General features: G+C 61.1%; 18 protein-coding genes and 3 pseudogenes. 2 read left to right on the forward strand and 19 right to left on the reverse strand.

Annotated elements, in window-relative coordinates; genetic code table 11:
* Nucleotides 1-44 precede the first annotated feature (44 nt).
* The 8 genes and pseudogenes from HV744_RS21085 to HV744_RS21115 all read right to left on the reverse strand — a co-directional run bounded on the left by HV744_RS21085 (nt 45) and on the right by HV744_RS21115 (nt 5,790).
* Entirely contained in the window at nt 45-1,220 is a 1,176-nt protein-coding gene (locus HV744_RS21085) for an FUSC family protein (protein WP_175151356.1), read from the reverse strand.
* 7 nt (nt 1,221-1,227) lie between these two features.
* Nucleotides 1,228-2,268 carry a multidrug transporter subunit MdtN gene (mdtN, locus tag HV744_RS21090; protein WP_175151357.1) on the reverse strand — a complete coding sequence of 347 codons (1,041 nt, stop codon included), beginning with the start codon at nt 2,266-2,268 and terminating at the stop codon, nt 1,228-1,230.
* A 15-nt stretch (nt 2,269-2,283) separates the two neighbouring features.
* The gene (locus HV744_RS21095) at nt 2,284-2,610 is read right to left on the reverse strand and encodes a YtcA family lipoprotein (RefSeq protein WP_175151358.1); all 327 of its coding nucleotides are present in this window, start codon (nt 2,608-2,610) and stop codon (nt 2,284-2,286) included.
* A gap of 160 nt (nt 2,611-2,770) precedes the next feature.
* On the reverse strand, nt 2,771-3,775 hold the full coding sequence (locus tag HV744_RS21100) for a LysR family transcriptional regulator (RefSeq protein ID WP_175151359.1): 1,005 nt from the start codon (nt 3,773-3,775) through the stop codon (nt 2,771-2,773).
* 92 nt (nt 3,776-3,867) lie between these two features.
* The gene (locus HV744_RS38025) at nt 3,868-4,002 is read right to left on the reverse strand and encodes a hypothetical protein (protein WP_281363660.1); all 135 of its coding nucleotides are present in this window, start codon (nt 4,000-4,002) and stop codon (nt 3,868-3,870) included.
* A gap of 86 nt (nt 4,003-4,088) precedes the next feature.
* Nucleotides 4,089-4,501: pseudogene (locus tag HV744_RS21105) on the reverse strand (DoxX family protein).
* 2 nt (nt 4,502-4,503) lie between these two features.
* Nucleotides 4,504-4,761 (reverse strand): hypothetical protein, encoded by a 258-nt coding sequence (locus tag HV744_RS21110; protein ID WP_246279131.1) that lies wholly within the window; start codon nt 4,759-4,761, stop codon nt 4,504-4,506.
* Nucleotides 4,762-5,208: 447 nt separating this feature from the next.
* Nucleotides 5,209-5,790, reverse strand: a complete 582-nt coding sequence (locus tag HV744_RS21115; RefSeq protein WP_484555896.1) for a sigma 54-interacting transcriptional regulator — start codon at nt 5,788-5,790, stop codon at nt 5,209-5,211.
* 92 nt (nt 5,791-5,882) lie between these two features.
* Between HV744_RS21115 and HV744_RS37470 the strand changes: the two genes are divergently transcribed.
* Nucleotides 5,883-5,975, forward strand: a complete 93-nt coding sequence (locus HV744_RS37470) for a hypothetical protein (RefSeq protein ID WP_246279132.1) — start codon at nt 5,883-5,885, stop codon at nt 5,973-5,975.
* Between the two features lie 218 nt (nt 5,976-6,193).
* Here HV744_RS37470 and HV744_RS21125 read toward each other — a convergent pair.
* Nucleotides 6,194-6,448: pseudogene (locus HV744_RS21125) on the reverse strand (hypothetical protein); the annotation flags it as partial.
* 303 nt (nt 6,449-6,751) lie between these two features.
* Here HV744_RS21125 and poxB point away from each other — a divergent pair.
* The gene (gene poxB, locus HV744_RS21130; RefSeq protein ID WP_175151362.1) at nt 6,752-8,488 is read left to right on the forward strand and encodes a ubiquinone-dependent pyruvate dehydrogenase; all 1,737 of its coding nucleotides are present in this window, start codon (nt 6,752-6,754) and stop codon (nt 8,486-8,488) included.
* On the opposite strand, the gene HV744_RS38525 is transcribed toward poxB, so the two are convergent.
* The 10 genes and pseudogenes from HV744_RS38525 to HV744_RS21180 all read right to left on the reverse strand — a co-directional run bounded on the left by HV744_RS38525 (nt 8,485) and on the right by HV744_RS21180 (nt 17,862).
* Nucleotides 8,485-8,703, reverse strand: coding sequence for a hypothetical protein (locus HV744_RS38525; RefSeq protein ID WP_175151355.1), 219 nt, complete (start codon nt 8,701-8,703; stop codon nt 8,485-8,487). The genes poxB and HV744_RS38525 overlap by 4 nt on opposite strands.
* A gap of 149 nt (nt 8,704-8,852) precedes the next feature.
* Complete coding sequence (locus tag HV744_RS21140; RefSeq protein WP_175151363.1) at nt 8,853-10,550, reverse strand: NAD-dependent malic enzyme; 1,698 nt, start codon at nt 10,548-10,550, stop codon at nt 8,853-8,855.
* Nucleotides 10,551-10,757: 207 nt separating this feature from the next.
* The gene (locus HV744_RS21145) at nt 10,758-11,195 is read right to left on the reverse strand and encodes a hypothetical protein (RefSeq protein ID WP_246279133.1); all 438 of its coding nucleotides are present in this window, start codon (nt 11,193-11,195) and stop codon (nt 10,758-10,760) included.
* Nucleotides 11,196-11,418: 223 nt separating this feature from the next.
* Nucleotides 11,419-11,844: a PRC-barrel domain-containing protein gene (locus HV744_RS21150; protein WP_175151364.1), complete on the reverse strand. Its 426-nt coding sequence runs from the start codon at nt 11,842-11,844 to the stop codon at nt 11,419-11,421.
* Between the two features lie 64 nt (nt 11,845-11,908).
* Nucleotides 11,909-12,508, reverse strand: coding sequence for a YoaK family protein (locus tag HV744_RS21155; protein WP_246279134.1), 600 nt, complete (start codon nt 12,506-12,508; stop codon nt 11,909-11,911).
* 95 nt (nt 12,509-12,603) lie between these two features.
* Complete coding sequence (locus HV744_RS21160; RefSeq protein WP_175151365.1) at nt 12,604-14,496, reverse strand: amidohydrolase; 1,893 nt, start codon at nt 14,494-14,496, stop codon at nt 12,604-12,606.
* A complete protein-coding gene (locus HV744_RS21165) occupies nt 14,493-14,783 on the reverse strand; it encodes a DUF1427 family protein (RefSeq protein ID WP_175151366.1) in 291 nt (96 codons plus the stop codon). Before HV744_RS21165 ends, HV744_RS21160 begins: the two co-directional genes overlap by 4 nt.
* Before the next feature lie 134 nt (nt 14,784-14,917).
* On the reverse strand, nt 14,918-15,604 hold the full coding sequence (locus HV744_RS21170) for a hydrolase (protein ID WP_175151367.1): 687 nt from the start codon (nt 15,602-15,604) through the stop codon (nt 14,918-14,920).
* Between the two features lie 708 nt (nt 15,605-16,312).
* Nucleotides 16,313-16,726: pseudogene (locus HV744_RS21175) on the reverse strand (transposase); the annotation flags it as partial.
* A gap of 224 nt (nt 16,727-16,950) precedes the next feature.
* Nucleotides 16,951-17,862: a LysR family transcriptional regulator gene (locus tag HV744_RS21180; RefSeq protein ID WP_175151368.1), complete on the reverse strand. Its 912-nt coding sequence runs from the start codon at nt 17,860-17,862 to the stop codon at nt 16,951-16,953.
* Nucleotides 17,863-17,945 lie beyond the last annotated feature (83 nt).

Genomic DNA, 17,945 nt, shown 5'->3' on the forward strand with positions numbered 1-17,945 from the left:
GGCTTTGCATCACCGGTTCAGTTCCTGCAAGACTGGATCAACGCTCAGCAGACGAGGGATGTCGCTGCATAACCAAGGGCCTCTGGAAGGCGAAAAACAGAGGGAACCTCAAAGACGTAGCTGAACAACGCCGCCATCAGCGTCTTCAGCGCGAACTGCGCGTAGACCGGGTTGGTGAACGCATCGGGTACCAGTTGGCGCGCCTGCTCGGCCGGCGATTCGGCGGAAGGCGGCGCAGCCGATCGATCCGCGAACGCCAGCAATGCGTCATGCATTTCTGTCAGCGCGCCGGGCAAGCCGTTGGCGGTCAACTCGACCAGCGGCCGGGGGGCGACAAACGGCGTGCCCGTCTTGATCGCGTCCTGGAGGCGCCGGCATGCGTCACGCAGCGCGGGAATCGCGTCGGCCGTCACTCCTGCGGCAGTGGCCGGCAGATGGCCGGTGGCGGCGTACAGCCGCGACACCGTCGCGACCCGCGCCAGGTGCAATGCCTGGTTCGCGCGATAGGCCGGATCCCGCATCGTTGCGAAACGGAGCAGCTTCTGGAGCGTCAGCATCCCGGCCTGGATGTCGCGCACCCCCGGACCGCCTGCCACCGATGCGCGTTGCTCGAATTCAGTAAGGCTCGCGTCGATTGCAGCCAGCTGCCCGCACATCGCGGCTTCGAGCTGACGCACGGGTTCCGCGGGCAGGAACAGCGTATTGATCACGAGCGTCAGCGCGATCGCATAGTTGATCGCGACCCAGACCCACAGCGCCGCACGCACCAGCAGTTCGGCCTGGTCGGTACGATCGACGAACGTCTGCACGTAGATGACGACGAGGCCGACGATGAAGAATACGACGCCGATCCTGGCCACTCGCATCAGGTAGACGCTGACAAAGAACAGCGCGCCGGCCAGCAGAATTCTCAGCAGCGGATAGTCGTACGTGAACTTGAGCACCAGAATCGCGCTGCCGATCGCTACCGTCGACCCGATGACGAACAGCGTGCCGATCAGGCGCGTCACGACGACATTCGCCTGCGTCACGTAGAACACGACGATCAGCGACAACGCGAGGAGCGGCACCTGCAGCGCCATCGACGTGACGATGACGAGCGCGCTCGCGAGGACGCAGCGCAGCGTCACGTTCATTCGCCCCGGGTACGGGCGGATCTCGCCACCGACGAAGCCGGCGAAGCGCTGAAGGCTGCCCGGCGCGGTTTGCGCGGTGCTCACGCGATGCTCACCGCGACGCGCCGCGCCGCAACGTGGCGACCGCCGACGTGCCGATCCTGAACATGTCCGGATCCGGGTTCTGCACCGCGATCTTGACCGGGAAGCGCTGCGATACGTGCACCCAGTTGATGCTGCGCGCCACGCGCGGCAACCCCTCCATCACCACGCCGCCATCGTCGGGCAGCACGCCGTAGCTGATCGAATCAATCTTGCCGTCGAACCGCTTGCCGGTGTCGCTCATCAGATAGACGGTGGCCGGCAGGCGGGCATGCACGCCCTTCAGATCCGTCTCGCGGAAATTCGCGATCACGTACCAATGACGCGTATCAATCAGCGTAAAGACCGGCTTGAGCGCCGACGCGAACTGGCCGACCGTCGTGCGCAACGCGGCAACCCGTCCATCGAACGGCGCACGCACCTCGGTGAACTCGAGGTTCAATTCCGCGATCGCGATCTGCGCCTCGACTTCGGCGCGTTGCGCGACCAGCGCATCGACGCCGCTCACCGAGGCGGCGGCCTGCTGGGCCTGCAACATCGCCGCGTTCAATTCCGCTTGCGCCGACCGTTGCGCGGTGCGAGCGCGATCGACGTCTTCCGCCGACGTATAGCCTTGCGCCAGCAGCGGCTCCATGCGGCGCAGCGTATCGGCCGCCTGACCTGCCTGCGCGCGGGACCGCTCGACCGCCGCCTTCACGGAATCGGCGTTGTATTGCTGCGCGTTGACCGAGCGCTGCGTGAGCGCGATCTGCTTGTCGAGCGTCACGAGCCGCGCGCGGGCCTGATTCAGCGCATCCTTGTACGGCCGCGGATCGATCCTGAACAGCAGGTCGCCCTGCTTGACGGGCTGGTTGTCGCGCACTGGCATCTCGACGATGCGCCCGTTCACTTCCGGCACGACGCTGATCGTGTCGGCGTAGACATAGGCGTCGTCGGTGCTCGGCGCATGATCGAGACGCCAGAGAACGAAACCGGCCAATAGCGAGGTGATGAGGACAACGATCAATGCGGGAAGTTTCTTGTTTCGCAATGCGCCAGCAGACTCTGTCATACACCGTGGTAACTATCAATGAGAGAAAAGGATCAGCCAGGCCGCCATGGCAAGCGATGCGCTCAGCGCCGTATAACTGACAGCCACGGGGGCAAGCCAGCACCGCGCGCCGAGCTTGCCCAGCGCGACATGGACAGCCACCGTAGCAGCAACCCCACCGGCGATACAGAACAACCAGTCGGGGAAGGCTGCGCCAAACAGTGCGATCGACGGTGCTCGCGCGCACCCGCCCAGCAGCAGACTGCCGGACAGCGCCAGGATCTGGCCCGCGCGCGCGATGATGAAGCGTGGAATCCTGATCGTCCTGTGCACACACTCCAAGGCATTCAAAACATTACCCATGGCCAGGTCGTGTCCGCAAATACCGATAACTTGCGATCCGCGTGGCGATGAGCAAGCGAATCCACCTTGTGCGAAGCAACGAGGCTAATGCCAGCGACAAGAATTGCGATGCAGAGCACGACATCTGGGTGTTTCGTGCAGAGCCAGTTCAGTCCATGGATCATCGCGCGCTCCCGTCCGTCATCATTTCCGCCCACAGATGCTGCGCAGGGGCGCCTACTGCAGGCCGGATGCTGGCGCCAGGCGCGGTCCATTGATCCACAGACGGGGGACGAAGTAGCCCGATGCAGTAGTCGATAAAAACCCGACTGCTCGCGGGCATTAACTCCCGGGACGGATAGGCGAGGCACAACGCCGTCCCGGCGCCGTCTGCCGTGTGGTCGGGCAGCACATGTTCGAGCGCGCCGCTTCGCAACGCATCCCTTACCAGATCGGACGGCACAAGCGCGATGCCCATGCTCGCCATCGCACACATCTGGAGCACGGAGTCGTTTGCGCAGAGCGAGGACCTGATTCGACATTCCTCGGTCTGCGATCCCTTACGAAGAACAAGCTTGCGTTCGGTTCGTTGGACCGGATCCAGCGCGTGCATCAGTGTATGACCGCACAAATCGGCGGCCACTCGGGGGCGACCGTGCGAATCCAGATATGAGGTCGATGCCACGAGGATCCGCTGGGACCTCCTGATCAACCGGATTACCGCAGTGCTATTTGAAATTAGGTCCGGCGGAAGAATGCCGATGTCGTACCCGCCCGCAACGATGTCGGTTCTGGTGTCGCTGATCGAGATCTCCAGATCGACTTGCGGAGCCCGCGCCTTGTACCCGACGAGGATCCGCGGGAGGTCCGAAGCGGCGGCGCCTGGGTGCACAACCAGCCTCAGGGTGCCGGACAATTGCTGCCTTTCCGACTTCAGACGCAGTTCCGCCGCCTCGATCTGTGCGAGGATGCTTTCGCAACATTCGTAGTATGCACGGGCGGTTTCCGTCAGGCAGACTCGTCGTGTCGTGCGGTTGAAGAGCCGCGCCTGCGATCGTGTCTCGAGATGCGCGATCGCTCGCGAAATGCGCGCTTTGGTCATGCCCAAACTATCGGCTGCCCGTGTGAAGCTCTGCAGCCTGGCAACGGCCACGAATGCTCTCATTTCGGTCAAGGGTTCCATCATGTTCTCTGTTCCATGTGCGCGAATGCGCCGTCGCGAGTTCAACTCGTGGTCGTCTGCGTGTCGAAACGTGGCCTTGCGTCAGCTTTCGTGGATTACAGTAGATTGAACAGGTCGCTGCCGAATAGCGCCATGGCAACCAGCGATACAACACCGCAGCAGAACGCGACGGAGGAAGCGGTCTGTATCACTTCGATCCGGCGAATCTGGTATTGGGAAACTAGTTTCATTTCAAGTATTCCTAAAAATCTCGACAGGAGCTTCTACATCGAACCGCGACGCACCGTACGCTTCAGATCAGATCCACCGCTCGCTTCTACCCGCGGTCGAGCGATAACTTTCCGGGGCCTGTGATGCACAGCAAAAGCAGGGCGCCGATGATGCTGATGTTCTTATAGAAGTTGATCATGTTTGCGTACTGCTCCATACCCTTCATCGTCCAGTAGTGGTGTCCGATCAAGGCCGTGCCAAGCGTACAGACCGCGAGGAGTAGCGCAAGCGGGCGAGTGAAGAAGCCCACGACGATCGCGATGCCCACCGCGAACTCCATCACGACCGCGATGATCGCCGAGAGCGTCGGAGCCGGCGCGCCCGCCGACGTCATGTAGGCGATGGTGCCGGAGAAGCCAGTAAGCTTCTGCCAACCGAACAGGATGAACAGAACCATCAACAGCACGCGGGCGACGAGAAGGAGGGGTCTTTCTCTTGTTCAAGGGATAGGTATCGCATGGTTAGCTCCATTGCAGGGTCGTTTTTTTCTTGCATTGATACAGCACAGCACTGCCAGCCGTGGTGAGCGCATACCGAGACTCGACGACGCAGACGAGGCCATCGTTCTGCAAAGCCAGGAAATCCGGTGTACCTGCGCTCAGTTCAACCGAGCCAGCCGCCAACACCAATAGGGCAGCGATTTCGTGAGCACTCAGCAGCCGGCGAAGCCGGATTGGGCGCTGGGACGACTTGATTTTTATCAAACGTTTGCGTTCCATCTTTAATAGCAACAAAAAGGTTTTTCAAAGTTAAGACTTTCCGGCGACGTAAATAGGGTCTGGCAGCAACCCCTCGAGCCCGAGCCGGCGGCGTTCTTCGCGCGAAAACGCAGTGCCCTTGTTATGCGGGTCGTGCAGCAGCGCAGCTCCGATAAGTGGTGCGCACGCGGGTGCCGCGGTCGCGGCAGAGAGCGCTTCGGTTTCAACTACATTGCGGTTAGCCACGAATGCAAATCCCTTTTGCGGTTGGTACGGGTTGTCGATGCGAGCCTGGACAGGCGTCGCCCCTAACTCCGCAAGGGGTATGCCAACTGCGCCAACCAGTTGGAATACTTTGTTTTTAAAGGCAAATTTTAAGTAGGAGCACCGTTTTAAAGGACGATTCGTTCGCTTTTCAGAACATCGGCCCCACAGCCGGTTCGAAGCGCCGAACGGCAGCGCCGCCCGTTACGCCTCGTTCTGGGCCGGAATCTCGTGTTTGCGGATCTTGCCGAACAACGTCGTCTTCGGGACTTGCAGCGCCACTGCTGTGCGGGACATGTTCCCGTCGTTGCGGCGCAACTCCTCGACAATCAAGCCACGCTCGAAGGCTTCCACTGCGCTCATGAGCGACAGGGGGCCATCCGCGACTGCCCCTTCAGGCGCGGTCCTCAGGCCCAGCACATAGCGCTCGGCCTGGTTACGCAGTTCCCGCACGTTGCCGGGCCAGTTGTGTACGAGCAATTCGCGGATCACAGCGTCCTTCACTGGCGGCGGTGCCTGATTCAGGCGCACCGCGGCCTGATTGACGAAGGTATCGAAAAGAAGCGGGATGTCCTCGCGCCGCGCGCGCAGCGGTGGGAGGTTGATCGTTGCGACGTTCAGGCGGAAATGCAGATCGGCGCGGAATTTGCCCTCTTCGGACAGGGCGAGCAGATCAGCCTTCGTCGCGGCGATCACACGGAAGTCGACCTGGATGAGCTGATTGGAACCCAGCCGCTCGACCACCCGTTCCTGGAGCAAACGCAGGAACTTCACCTGCATGGCCATTGGCATGCTCTCGATCTCGTCGAGAAAAAGGGTGCCTCCGTGCCTTCGAGCGTGGCTTGATTGTCGAGGAGTTGCGCCGCAACGACGGGAACATGTCCCGCACAGCAGTGGCGCTGCAAGTCCCGAAAACGACGTTGTTCGGCAAGATCCGCAAACACGAGATTCCGGTCCAGAACGAGGCGTAACGGGCGGCGCTGCCGTTCGGCGCTTCGAACCGGCTGTGGGGCCGATGTTCTGAAAAGCGAACGAATCGTCCTTTAAAACAGTACTGCTACTTAAAATATCATTGTGAAAACAATGTACTACAAGTGATTGGTCCAGTTGGCATACCCCTTGCGGAGGTAGGGACGACGCCTGTCCAGGCTCGCATCGACAACCCGTACCAACCGTAAAAGGGATGTAACTATTCAGCAGTCGGCATAGGAGAGAGCACGTTGCCGGCGAACGCGCGAGCCAAGGCTTCAAAGAGTGGTCTGGACTGCTTACGCAAAGTGGCGAGATAGGAGCGGATGGTGCAGAAGGCGTCGAGGCCGTCCTGGCTGCGGAAACAGCCTGAGACTTTCTGCTTGAGCTTGAGCTTGAGCTTGAGCTTGAGCTTGAGCTTGGGCATGCGGATGTCGCGCTCAGCCTGGTTATTCGTGAAGGGTACCTGTGTTCGGATATGCAACGGGCTATGCGGTATCGCGGGCCGTCATGGCGCTGATGGCGATCATCGTGGTCAACGTGTTCTAGTCGGCAGGTTCTAGCCGCTCCTGCAGCTTCGGGGAGCGGCGCATGCCTGGGCAGGCCGGTGCGCCGGCTCCGGACACTATAGGAAAAACGACATAGAAGCATAACAGGCTGGTCTTGGACCGTCCCCGGACGGATTCGTAACATGACCTGACGCATCTTCCGTTGCGAACTAATATCGAGACGGGCACGCGCGGGCAGTCAATCAATCGTTATCTATTGGAAAATTGCTATGTCAATGACCGTAGCGGAGCAGTTTGTTGGAGTACTGGTCACAGCCGGCGTTAAGCGGGTGTACGGCATCGTGGGCGATAGCCTCAACGGCTTGACCGACGCGATCCGCCGTCACGGCGGTATCGAGTGGATCCATGTGCGACACGAAGAGGTCGCCGCGTTCGCCGCGGGTGCCGAAGCACACCTGACGGGTTCGCTCACGGTCTGCGCCGGCAGTTGTGGCCCGGGCAACCTTCATCTGATCAATGGCCTGTTCGACTGTCATCGTTCTGGCGTTCCGGTGCTGGCGATCGCTGCGCATATCCCGTCGCGGGAAATCGGCAGCGGCTACTTTCAGGAAACCCATCCGGAATCGTTGTTCAAGGAGTGCAGCCACTACTGCGAATTGATCTCGAGCGCCAACCAGATGCCGCGCACGCTGGAAATCGCGATTCGCGAGGCGACCGGCAAGCGCGGCGTGTCGGTGGTCGTGATTCCGGGCGACGTCGCGTTGCAGCAGGCAGTGGATGCGCCGCAGCCCTCGCCAGCGGGCCTGTTGCCGCCGCAGGCGGTCGTCACACCAGCCGAAGCCGATCTCGTCCGGCTGGCCGAGATTGTCAATGGGCAGGGTCGCGTGACCATGTTGTGCGGTTCGGGCTGCGCGGGTGCACACGACGAGGTGGTGGCGCTAGCTGAGCGGCTGAAAGCGCCGATCGTCCATGCGTTGCGCGGCAAGGAGCACGTTGAATGGGACAATCCGTACGACGTAGGCATGACCGGCCTGATCGGATTCTCGTCGGGCTACTACGCGATGCTTGATTGCGATCTGCTGCTGATGCTGGGAACAGACTTTCCCTATAGCCAGTTCTATCCCCGCAAAACCGGGACACGCATCGTCCAGATTGACATCCGCCCCGGTAATCTCGGGCGCCGCACATCGCTTGATCTGGGCATCGTCGGCGACGTGAAGGCGACGCTCACGGCGCTCCTGCCGAAGCTGCAGGAGAAAACCGACGCCGCGCATCTCACGCAGGCGCAGCAGCACTACCACAAGGCTCGTAAGGATCTCGACGCGCTGGCGCAGGCCGGTGCCAGGAAGTCGCTGATCCATCCACAGCAGGTTGCGAAGGCGATCAGCGACCACGCGTCGGAAGACGCCGTGTTTACCTGCGACGTTGGCTTGCCGACGGTATGGGGCGCACGCTACCTCGCGATGAACGGCAAGCGACGGCTGATGGGTTCGTTCTGGCACGGCTCGATGGCAAACGCCATGGCGCAGGCGATCGGCGCACAGGCGGCCTTTCCCGACCGCCAGGTGATCTCCATGTCAGGAGACGGCGGCTTCGCGATGCTGATGGGCGATTTCCTGAGCCTTGCGCAACTGGGCCTGCCGGTCAAGGTGGTGGTCTTCAACAATGGCGCGCTCGGCTTCATCGAACTCGAACAGAAGTCCACCTCGTTCGTGCCGATCGGCACCGAGCTGAACAACCCGAATTTCGCCGCCATGGCCGAAGCGGTCGGAATCCGCGGTATCCGCCTTGAAAAGCCAGACGATGTCGAGCCCGGTATCGCCGCGGCGTTCGCCCACGACGGTCCGGTGCTGATCGACGCGGTCGTCAACCGGATGGAGCTGGCGATGCCACCCGCGGTCAACCTCGAAATGGCAAAGGGGTTCTCGCTTTATATGGTCAGGGCAATCCTGAACGGACAAGCGGATCAGGTGATCGATCTCGCGCAAACCAACCTGTGGCGCTAGGGGAGCGAGCCGGACACCACTGCGGTCAGCCGCTGGGCAACCGCGGTTGCGAGAAAGATGCCGCGGCCACTGAAGCGCTGTTCCTCAAGAACTTCTCCGGCTACGACTACATCGTAGCGCCGCGCGGCATCACGGTCGTCGAGACCGACCTGGGCGAACGGATCCAGCAGCTCGATCACCAGCGCCCCGCGCATATCGTCGTGCCGGCGGTTCACAAGCTCGCATCCGACGTCTCCAGGGTTTTTTCGAAGACACTTCAGCGAATGTAAACAGACCCTGGTTTCCACAGTTTATCAATGCCCGATCACGCGGTGAAAAGGGTTGGACTCGTGCGACATCTAATGCTGCCGCACGAGTCCGACTTCTAGCCGCGTTTCCGATAGGGCCGATAATGCGGCTCCCAGACGCGCGCCGCAATGCGTGCGTCGAGGGTGGCTGCGTCGCACGGCTGCGCAACACCGTCGAGTTGCGCCTGAAGCGCGACGGCCTTCGCGACGGCCACCGCAACCTTGCGCAGTTCAGTAACAGGCGGCAGCAGCAGCCCATCCTTGTCCCTAACGGTAGGTGACAGTGCGGCCACGGTCTTTCCGGCGACCATGAACATCGCATCGGTGATGCGACGAGCACCGGAGGCGAGGACACCCAGTCCGACGCCGGGAAAAACATATGAATTGTTGGTTTGATTGACCTTGCGTGTCTGGCCGTTCCAGTGGAGCGGCGGGAACGGACTTCCCGTACCGATGAGCGCACGGCCCTCGCTCCATAGCATGAGCTGCTCCGGTGTAGCTTCGCTGCGCGAGGTCGGATTGGACAGCGGGAAGATAACCGGCCGCTCAATGTAACGCGCCATGGTGCGAACAATAGACTCGCTGAAGGCGCCAGCCTGCCCCGAAACTCCGATTAGCACCGTCGGATGCGCATTCGAAACGACGTCGGCCAGACCGACCGTGCCCGGCACCTCACGGCTCCAATTCGCGACGACCTCCGGGTTCTGAAGAAATGGCCTCTGTGCCGGCGTAATGTCCGCCAAGCCCTCTACAAGCAGTCCGTTACGGTCGACAAGGAAGAAGCGGCGGCGTGCCTCCACCTCGTCGACCCCAGCATCGATCATGGCCTGGAGCAACAGAGAGGCGATGCCGCATCCGGCCGATCCGGCGCCGAGCACGGCAATGCGCTGCTCCGTTAGTGGTACACCGGTGACGTTGACGGCGGCCATAAGCGAGCTGGCCGCGATGGCGGCGGTGCCCTGGATATCGTCGTTGAAGGTGCAGAGCCGATCGCGATAGCGCTCGAGGAGACGTGCGGCGTTCGAACCCGCGAAATCTTCCCAATGGAGCAGTACGTCGGGCCACCGCTCTGCCACCGCCGTAACGAATTCTTCGACGAAAGCATCGTACTCCTCGCGACCTATGCGCTTGTTCCTCCATCCGATATAAAGCGGATCGTCAAGGCGCTCCTGGTTGTTCGTTCCGACATCCAACAGTACCGGCAGTGTTTCACTCGGATGAATGCCTGCACAGGCCGTATAAAGTGCAAGCTTACCGATCGAGATGCCCATGCCGCCGGCGCCCTGGTCCCCGAGCCCCAAGATACGCTCACCGTCACTGACTACGATGATGCGCACATTATCGAAGCGGGGGTCCGACAACATTTCGCGAATGCGGTGCCTGTTCGGGTAACTGACGAAGACACCGCGTGGCCTGTGCCAGATTTCGCTGAAGCGCTGGCAGCCTTCGCCCACGGTCGGTGTATAAATCAGCGGCAAGGTCTCTTCGAGATTGCTGGCAATCAGCGCGTAGAACAGCGTTTCGTCACTGTCCTGCAACTCGCGCAAAAAAGCGTAGCGCTCGAAGTCAGTCGCAAAGGCGCGCAGCACCTTCAACCGGCGCTCGACCTGCTCATCGAGCGAGCCGACATGCGGTGGAAGCAATCCGTGCAGCTTAAATGCATCGCGTTCTTCGTCGGTAAAAGCGGTGCCCTTGTTGAGCATCGGATTGTTGATCAGATCGATTCCGGTCAGTTCTGTCTCGACCGGTGCGGCGAAATTGTCTGGTTGACTCATCGATTATTCCTTCATGGCCGCGTTGAGACTGCCGATGGCGACTGCGGCCAGCCGTCGCCACTGAGATCGCTAAGGATATAAAGAAAAAGTCCGTTAGCGGGCGTGTTGTTGCGGGCCTGGGTTTTTCATTCGTAGGATTCCATATAAATCAGGGGTGATTGCATCATTAGTGGCGCATACCCTGGGCTTCGGGCCATTCGGGACGAGCTATTTCTCACATATGACGGCCGACATGACGAGGGGCATGACTTCCTTCACCGTCGCCGGGCTTCCAGAATCGCGAATGCGTTCGCTAACCGCCTCTCCCTCCGCCATTACGACAACGCCATAGACCTGGCGGCGCGCTTCGTCTCCCCCGCTCTTGGAGATGAACATGTCATCGTTCGGGGAGAAGCCAAATACAGCCCGGACTTTGAATCCGAGTGCAGTCAGGTTCTGGTTCGGTCTCACCCGATACGCGTTGACCGAGTTGGCCGACACATTTATCGGAAGCCGATCGATCTCCTTATCTTCGACCAACTGTTCAATAAATTCGTGAGGACCGAAATGACAATCGAGGCTGGCACCGATCTCATGTGGGTGGACTACATTCGATATGAGGGTTGTACCGACAGCGGCACATCGAAGCAAATGAGAGACTTTCACGGGCACAATCTCCTTGAGCAAACGATTCGCTGACTCGACCCTCAGGTTAGCGAGGGCTTACGGTTACATGCATGAGACGAGGTCGAGCCAGATTGAGCCTCCTTGCCGTCCAGGCACCGCACCCATCGTTCGCGACCTTTTCAAAGCTGTACATCCATTCAGGGGTGTTCATCATTTCTTGCCCGCAGGTAAGGAAAGCGGGCGTGCATCACCATGAACCTCGCTAATGGGCTAGCTGCTTCTTCGGCTTGGGCGGCGATTGGACTTTGGCGTATTGGAATGCGGGTGTCGCCTTGACCAGCGCTATCGTCGCACCGGGCAGGTACAGATTGCCGTCGTGGACGTCCAGGCTGCCAATGGGCACCGCAATATCGTGGTGCGGGACGTTTAGAAACCCGCCGGCCGAAATGATCGCGGCAGAGATGGACCCGTCCGGTGCGACAATCAGATCCCGGACAGTTCCAACCTTCTCGTTCTGGTCGTTATAAACGGATTTATCGAGCAAGCTTTTCTTTGCGCTCCACCCTTCAAGAAGGGCTTCTGACTGAACCACCGAAAAGCTGAGAGGCTGAATGCCTGCGACCTGTGCGTGAGCTTGCACGCCTGCCAACAATGTGGCTGCCAGAAAAACTGCTTTATAACTAGTCATGTCATGTATTCCATATTTTCAGGTTGATTTGCCAGCATTCTCGCGGGCGCACGCCCCGAGTGTTCTATTCATCCGGCTGTCCGAATTTGCGCGACCACCTCTGTCCGCAGCGTGCCTTCAAAGCCGGCCACAAGAGCGCCACGCACGGCAGCAGCAATGCCTGAAACCCTGCGTGCTGATACGCGAGCGTCCCAAAGATTGCTCCTGCTGCGAACGCGAGAATCGTCGGCAACATCTTCCCCAGACGTGTTCGCGTCACCGCTCGTGCCGCGAATGGCATCTTCGGCGACAGGATGTCGATCGTGTCGAGCACGGCCTGCGTCACGTTGCCTGTCATCACGGTGTTCGGCACACCGGAACGCTTGACAAGGCGGCCGTGCGCATTCTGCACGCCCATTGCGGCTGCGCCGATCATCCCGCAAATGATGACGGGCGTACTGTCCGCATGCACCGCGGGCGAGACGCGGACACCCACGAGGCAAAAGGCCAGCATAAGTACCGCCTGAACAACGTAGAGAACACACGCCGCGTGGCTGTGGGTCTCAGGTTCGACGCTCTTCAAAAGCACGCTGCTGACGACCACGCCTGCTATGAATGCGGGCAACGCCATCAACTTCATGAACGCGCCCTGGCCGAAGCCTGCCGCTTCAGCGCCAATCAGCACGAAGTTGCCCGTAACGTGGGACCACCAGCGGCAGCCAGCGCTGCGCGAGCAGCGCGGCGATCCAGTGCGGATTTCCTTGTGCGTGCGTGCTCATGTCAGACCGCCCAGCAGGCGCAGCCAAGCGCGCCCCAGAACGAGCGCAGGTCGGACGCCGGCGCGTTGCCCGACCAGGCGCGCGCGTGGTCGTGGCCATGCACGGCGCAGCCATTCGCGCAGCCGCACGACGCCGCCGCCATCTGCTGCAACGAAGCTTCGCCTTCGCCCTTCGACTCCTTCCATGCGGCGAAGCCACCGAAGCGACGTACGGGCGACCAGTCGGGCATCGCCGGAGGCGGTGCGCCGTCGTCGAGATGAGCGAACGCTGCGCCGCCATACACGATGCGGCCGCCGACAATGGTCAGATCCGACACCGTGCTTGCGATATCGTCCTCGGCGCAGGTGAAGAAGTCGCGGTCGGGAACGATCAGGTCAGCGAGCTGCCCCACGGCGATCTGGCCTTTCTTGCCTTCTTCGTTGGAGAACCAGGTGACCTTCTCGGTCCACATCCGCAGCGCCGTATCGCGGTCAAGGCGGTTGCGCTGCGGATAGAGGCGCAGGCCGCCGACCGTCTTGCCCGTCACCAGCCACGCAAGCGACACCCACGGATTGTAGGAAGCGACACGCGTGGCATCGGTGCCCGCCGACGTGCGCACGCCCTTCTCGAGCATGCGCGCGATGGGCGGCGTTGCCTCGGCCGCCGCCGCGCCGTATCGTTCGACGAAATACTCGCCCTGGTAGGCCATTCGGTGTTGCACCGCGACGCCCCCGCCAAGCGCCGCGATCCGGTCCATCGAACGCTCGGAGATCGTCTCGGCGTGGTCGAAGAACCAGTGGATGCCATCGAGCGGAATGTCCCGGTTGACCTTCTCGAAGACATCCAGCGCGCGGCTGATGGTCTGGTCATAGGTTGCATGCATGCGCCATGGCCAGCGGTTTTCGGCGAGCACGCGCACAACGTCTTCCAGTTCATCTTCCATCTGCGGCGGCATGTCCGGGCGCGGCTCGCGGAAGTCCTCGAAATCCGCTGCGGAGTACACCAGCATCTCGCCTGCGCCGTTGTGCCGGAAGTAGTCGTCGCCCTGCTTGTACTTCGATGTCTTCGTCCAGTTCAGGAAGTCCTGCTTCTCGGCCTTCGGCTTCTGCGTGAACAGGTTGTACGCGAGACGCACGGTCATCTGTCCGTCGTTGGCGAGTTTTTCGATGACCTCGTAGTCCTCGGGGTAGTTCTGGAAGCCGCCGCCCGCATCGATCACCCCCGTCACGCCGAGCCGGTTCAGCTCGCGCATGAAATGGCGCGTCGAATTGAGCTGATAGTCGAACGGCAGCTTCGGCCCCTTCGCCAGGGTTGCGTACAGGATCGACGCATTCGGTTTCGCCAGAAGCAGTCCCGTCGGGTTGCCGTCGCCGTCGCGCATGATCTGTCCGCCGGGCGGCTCCGGCGTGTCTTTCGTATAGCCGACCACGCGCAGCGCCGCGGCGTTCAGCAACGCCCGGTCGTAAAGATGCAGGATGAACACCGGCGTCTCGGGCGCGACGGCGTTCAGTTCCTCGATGGTGGGAAGCCGCTTCTCGACGAACTGCTGCTCGGTGAAGCCACCGACCACACGCACCCATTGCGGTGGTGGCGTAACGGCCACCTGGCGCTTGAGCAAGTTCATCGCGTCGGCGAGCGTTCGCACGCCGTCCCACCGCAGTTCCATGTTGAAGTTCAGGCCGCCGCGCACGACGTGTGTGTGATTGTCGATGAGTCCCGGCAAAACGGAACGTCCCTTCAGGTCAATCACCTTTGTCTCGGTACCTGCCAACGACATGATGTCGGCATTGTCGCCAACGGCCATGAATTTGCCGTCCCTGATGGCGACCGCACTCGCTGTTGGGTTCGCCCGGTTCAGCGTCGTGAAGCGGCCGTTGTGCAGAACCAGGTCGGGGGATTTTGCGGAAGTGTTCATGAGCGGGTCTCCTCGTTCCCGGCAATCTTGCGCGCAGCTGTGACGCGAGAAATGCCGTGTCGCAGTGAGCCTGATGCCGTGCTTGCCTCGTCCGATGCGCGCGGCGCCGTTGAGCGAATGGCGCCCAATAAGTATTGCTCGCTGAGTGGAACGAGCTGCTCTCCAGCGAGAATGCCGAGCAGGCCGACCAGCGCAACCAGCGGCGGGGCGGGCGACCGCACGCCAATCAGGTGGTAGATGACACCGACCAGTACGCCGGCACCTAGTGATAACAGATAGACTTTCATGGCTTCATCTCTCTTGCCGCGGGCAACATCAGATCGGGCTTGTCTGGAGCAGGCAGCGAAACTACTCCTGCCGGCCGGCGGCGCCACGCCGCACAGCCAGCGTCGGGTTATCAAATGAGACGGAGGGCGGCCGATTACCTGGCCGGAACTGCGGGCACGATCTCGTGTTGACCCGCCGCGCGTTGTGGCGCTTTGTGCACCATGGTGTAGGCGTAGTCCACGCCCATCCCGTACGCACCCGAATGTTCCCGAACTACCTGCATGACGGCGTCGTACGTATCACGACGTGCCCAGTCGCGTTGCCATTCGAGCAACACCTGTTGCCACGTCACGGGCACGACGCCGGCCTGGATCATGCGCTGCATCGCATAGTCGTGGCCGTCCTTCGACGTGCCACCCGAGGCATCCTCAACCATGTAGATCTCGTAGCCGCCTTCCAGCATGGCGCTGAGTGCGAAGGTGTTGTTGCAAACCTCCGTCCACAGGCCTGAAACCACGATCTTGTTGCGTCCGTTCGCCGCCAGCGCGTCACGAACCTTCTGGTCATCCCAGGAGTTCATCGATGTACGTTCGAGCAGCGGCTGGCCGGGAAATACGTCGAGCAGTTCGGGGTAAGTAAAGCCCGAGAAACTTTGCGTTTCGACCGACGTGATGGTGGTCGGAATGTCGAAGATCTTCGCTGCCTTGGCCAGACCCACCACATTGTTCTTCAGCACCTGCCGGTCAATGGACTGGACACCGAATGCCATCTGCGGCTGTTGGTCGATGAAAAGCAGTTGGGAGTTTTGCGGGGTGAGTACTTCGAGCTTGGGGTTGGTCATGATGGGTTCCTGTCAGTGGGTTTGGAAAATCAGGCTTGCTTCAGCGTTGCGACGGCGTCGAGCACGTGTGTGCTGTAGGTGATCTGCTTAGGCGTATGTGTGATGCCTTGCGGGACGAGCGGGTTGGGTCCGCGGAAACAGGTGTTCTGCTGATTTGGGGCAGGGTTATGGTGCGTCCTTTCGTGTCACACGTTGCTCATGGAGAGCAACTTTAGGCTGCAAGCGGTGCGCGCTCCATTGCACGATGGTATTGGCGACACCTTCGTATACCCAGTCGACTCGGGACTCCTTGGCCGTTCGTGCACCCGCCGTTGAAGCGTGGGTAGGCTCGCCGAGTTTATTTCGGATTCGATGCCGCCCTGGGAACTCTGCCGCGAAGAGCCGCTGGCGCTGATCCCGAATCGGGTCGGCGGACCGACTTCGACGCACGTGCGATTGACGGGGAGACTGAACGTCAGGCTGAGGCGGAGTGCCGCCGGGTATCGGTGTCTTCGTTCCCGAGTCGCGCGATGCTCCGGTCACGTTGTGCGACTGGCGAGGTTTGAGGTACGCGAGCGTTGAGAGACGTTGCAAGCAAGGTGGGCCGCACATCCCGTCAGGCCGATTCTCTTTTCGTGGCAAACGGTTACGGTCGCCTCGCATCGCAGCAGCCGTCGGCCGGCAAGAAACAGCATTTGACAAATGCTGCATGTGAAATCTGATATATCAGATCGCCTCGATCAGGGGAATCAGTTGCGTGACGTCATTGCGGTTGGCGCCGGTCAGGATTGCCGCGATCGGCGTACCGTTGGCGTCGGTCGCGAGGGACGACTACACGTGAGAAGTCGATCTGGTTTGCTGCGCGTAGCTTGGTCAGCAGCAACGCGTGCAATGCGTCCCACACGCCGGCCTGTTGCCAGTCGCGCAGTCGCCGCCAGCAGCTCACGCCCGAGCCACATCCCATTTCCGCAGGAAGATCGCGCCAGCGGATGCCGGTCTTCAGCACGAACAAAATGCCCGTCAGCGTCGCGCGATCCGGTACGGGCTTGCGGCCCGCGGGTACTTGAACCGACGGGGCTTGGCTGGCGGAAGAAGTGGCTCGATCAGTTTCCACAACTCGTCGTCGATGATCGGCTTGCCCATCTCCCTGATCCGGTTGTCACGATGGCTCAGGTTAACAGGTCGCGCCAAAAGTTAACAGTAGCTACGCGTCCTTTTGAAACCGTCTCTTAGTGAGCGGACACGCGCTTACTCGCCTGCTCGTCGGGCAGGCGTTGGCGGTCGAAGTGCAAGCCATCGGAATCTTGTCGTCGTCGGCATGACGCCTTCGATGCCTCCGACGGCACGTCGTTCCTGAGTCTCAGACCTCACGTCGGCGGCTTGCGCCACTCGCGCGCCATCCGACGGGCTACGGTCAGAAAGCGGCGTACCACCGGCGACCGATCGTGACGCCGCCACGCGAGACTGATGGGCGCTTTGGGTGAATCGCCCGAGATCGGCAGATAAACCACTTCGTCAGTCTGGATCTGGCTGGTCGAACGCGGCACGATCGAAACGCCGAAGCCGGCGCCCACCATCGGTACGATTGAGGTGATCTGCGGCGCCTCCTGTCCAAGCCTCGGAATGAAACCAGCCCGCTCACAGGCGCCCGTGACCGCGTCGTAAAGCCCTGCGCCGATCGAGCGCGGGAACAGGATGAACGTCTCGGCTGCAAGTGCGGAGAGCGATACCGGCGCGCCGGACCGCGCGAGCGGGTGGCTATGTGGCAGCGCCACCACCATATCTTCCCTGACCAGCAACTCGACTTCCAGTTCGTCGGCGCTCAGGATCGGTGGCCGGATGAACGCCACGTCGACGCGACCTTCGAGCAGCCCCTCCACCAGCGATGGCGTATTGCTTTGCTCCGGCGATACCGTCACATCCGCGTGCTGGCCCCGGTACTCGCGAATGATGGCGGGCACCAGCGACAGAAAGTAAGTGGCCCCCGCGAACCCCACGCGCAGATGTCCCAATTCTCCACGAGCGAGGCGTTTCACGTCCGCGCATGTGCGATCGACCTGGGCGAGAATCTGACGCGCATTGGCAAACAACAACTCGCCCGCCTCGGTCAGCTCAACACCGCGCGACAGTCGGCGAAACAGTTGCGCGCCGATCTCGCGTTCGAGCCGCTGGATCTGCAGGCTCAGTGGCGGTTGCCCGATACCGAGTCGCTCCGCAGCCCGCGTGAAGTGCCGTTCCTCAGCCACTACAACAAAATAGCGTAGATGTCTAAGCTCCATGCAGGTCACCGTGTTATTCGCTAAATGATATCGATGTCACCACCGCCAATATATTGGAGTTTAGTACGCCGCGCCAGATACTG

The sequence above is a fragment of the Paraburkholderia ultramafica genome (assembly GCF_902859915.1).
Taxonomy (GTDB): Bacteria; Pseudomonadota; Gammaproteobacteria; order Burkholderiales; family Burkholderiaceae; genus Paraburkholderia; species Paraburkholderia ultramafica.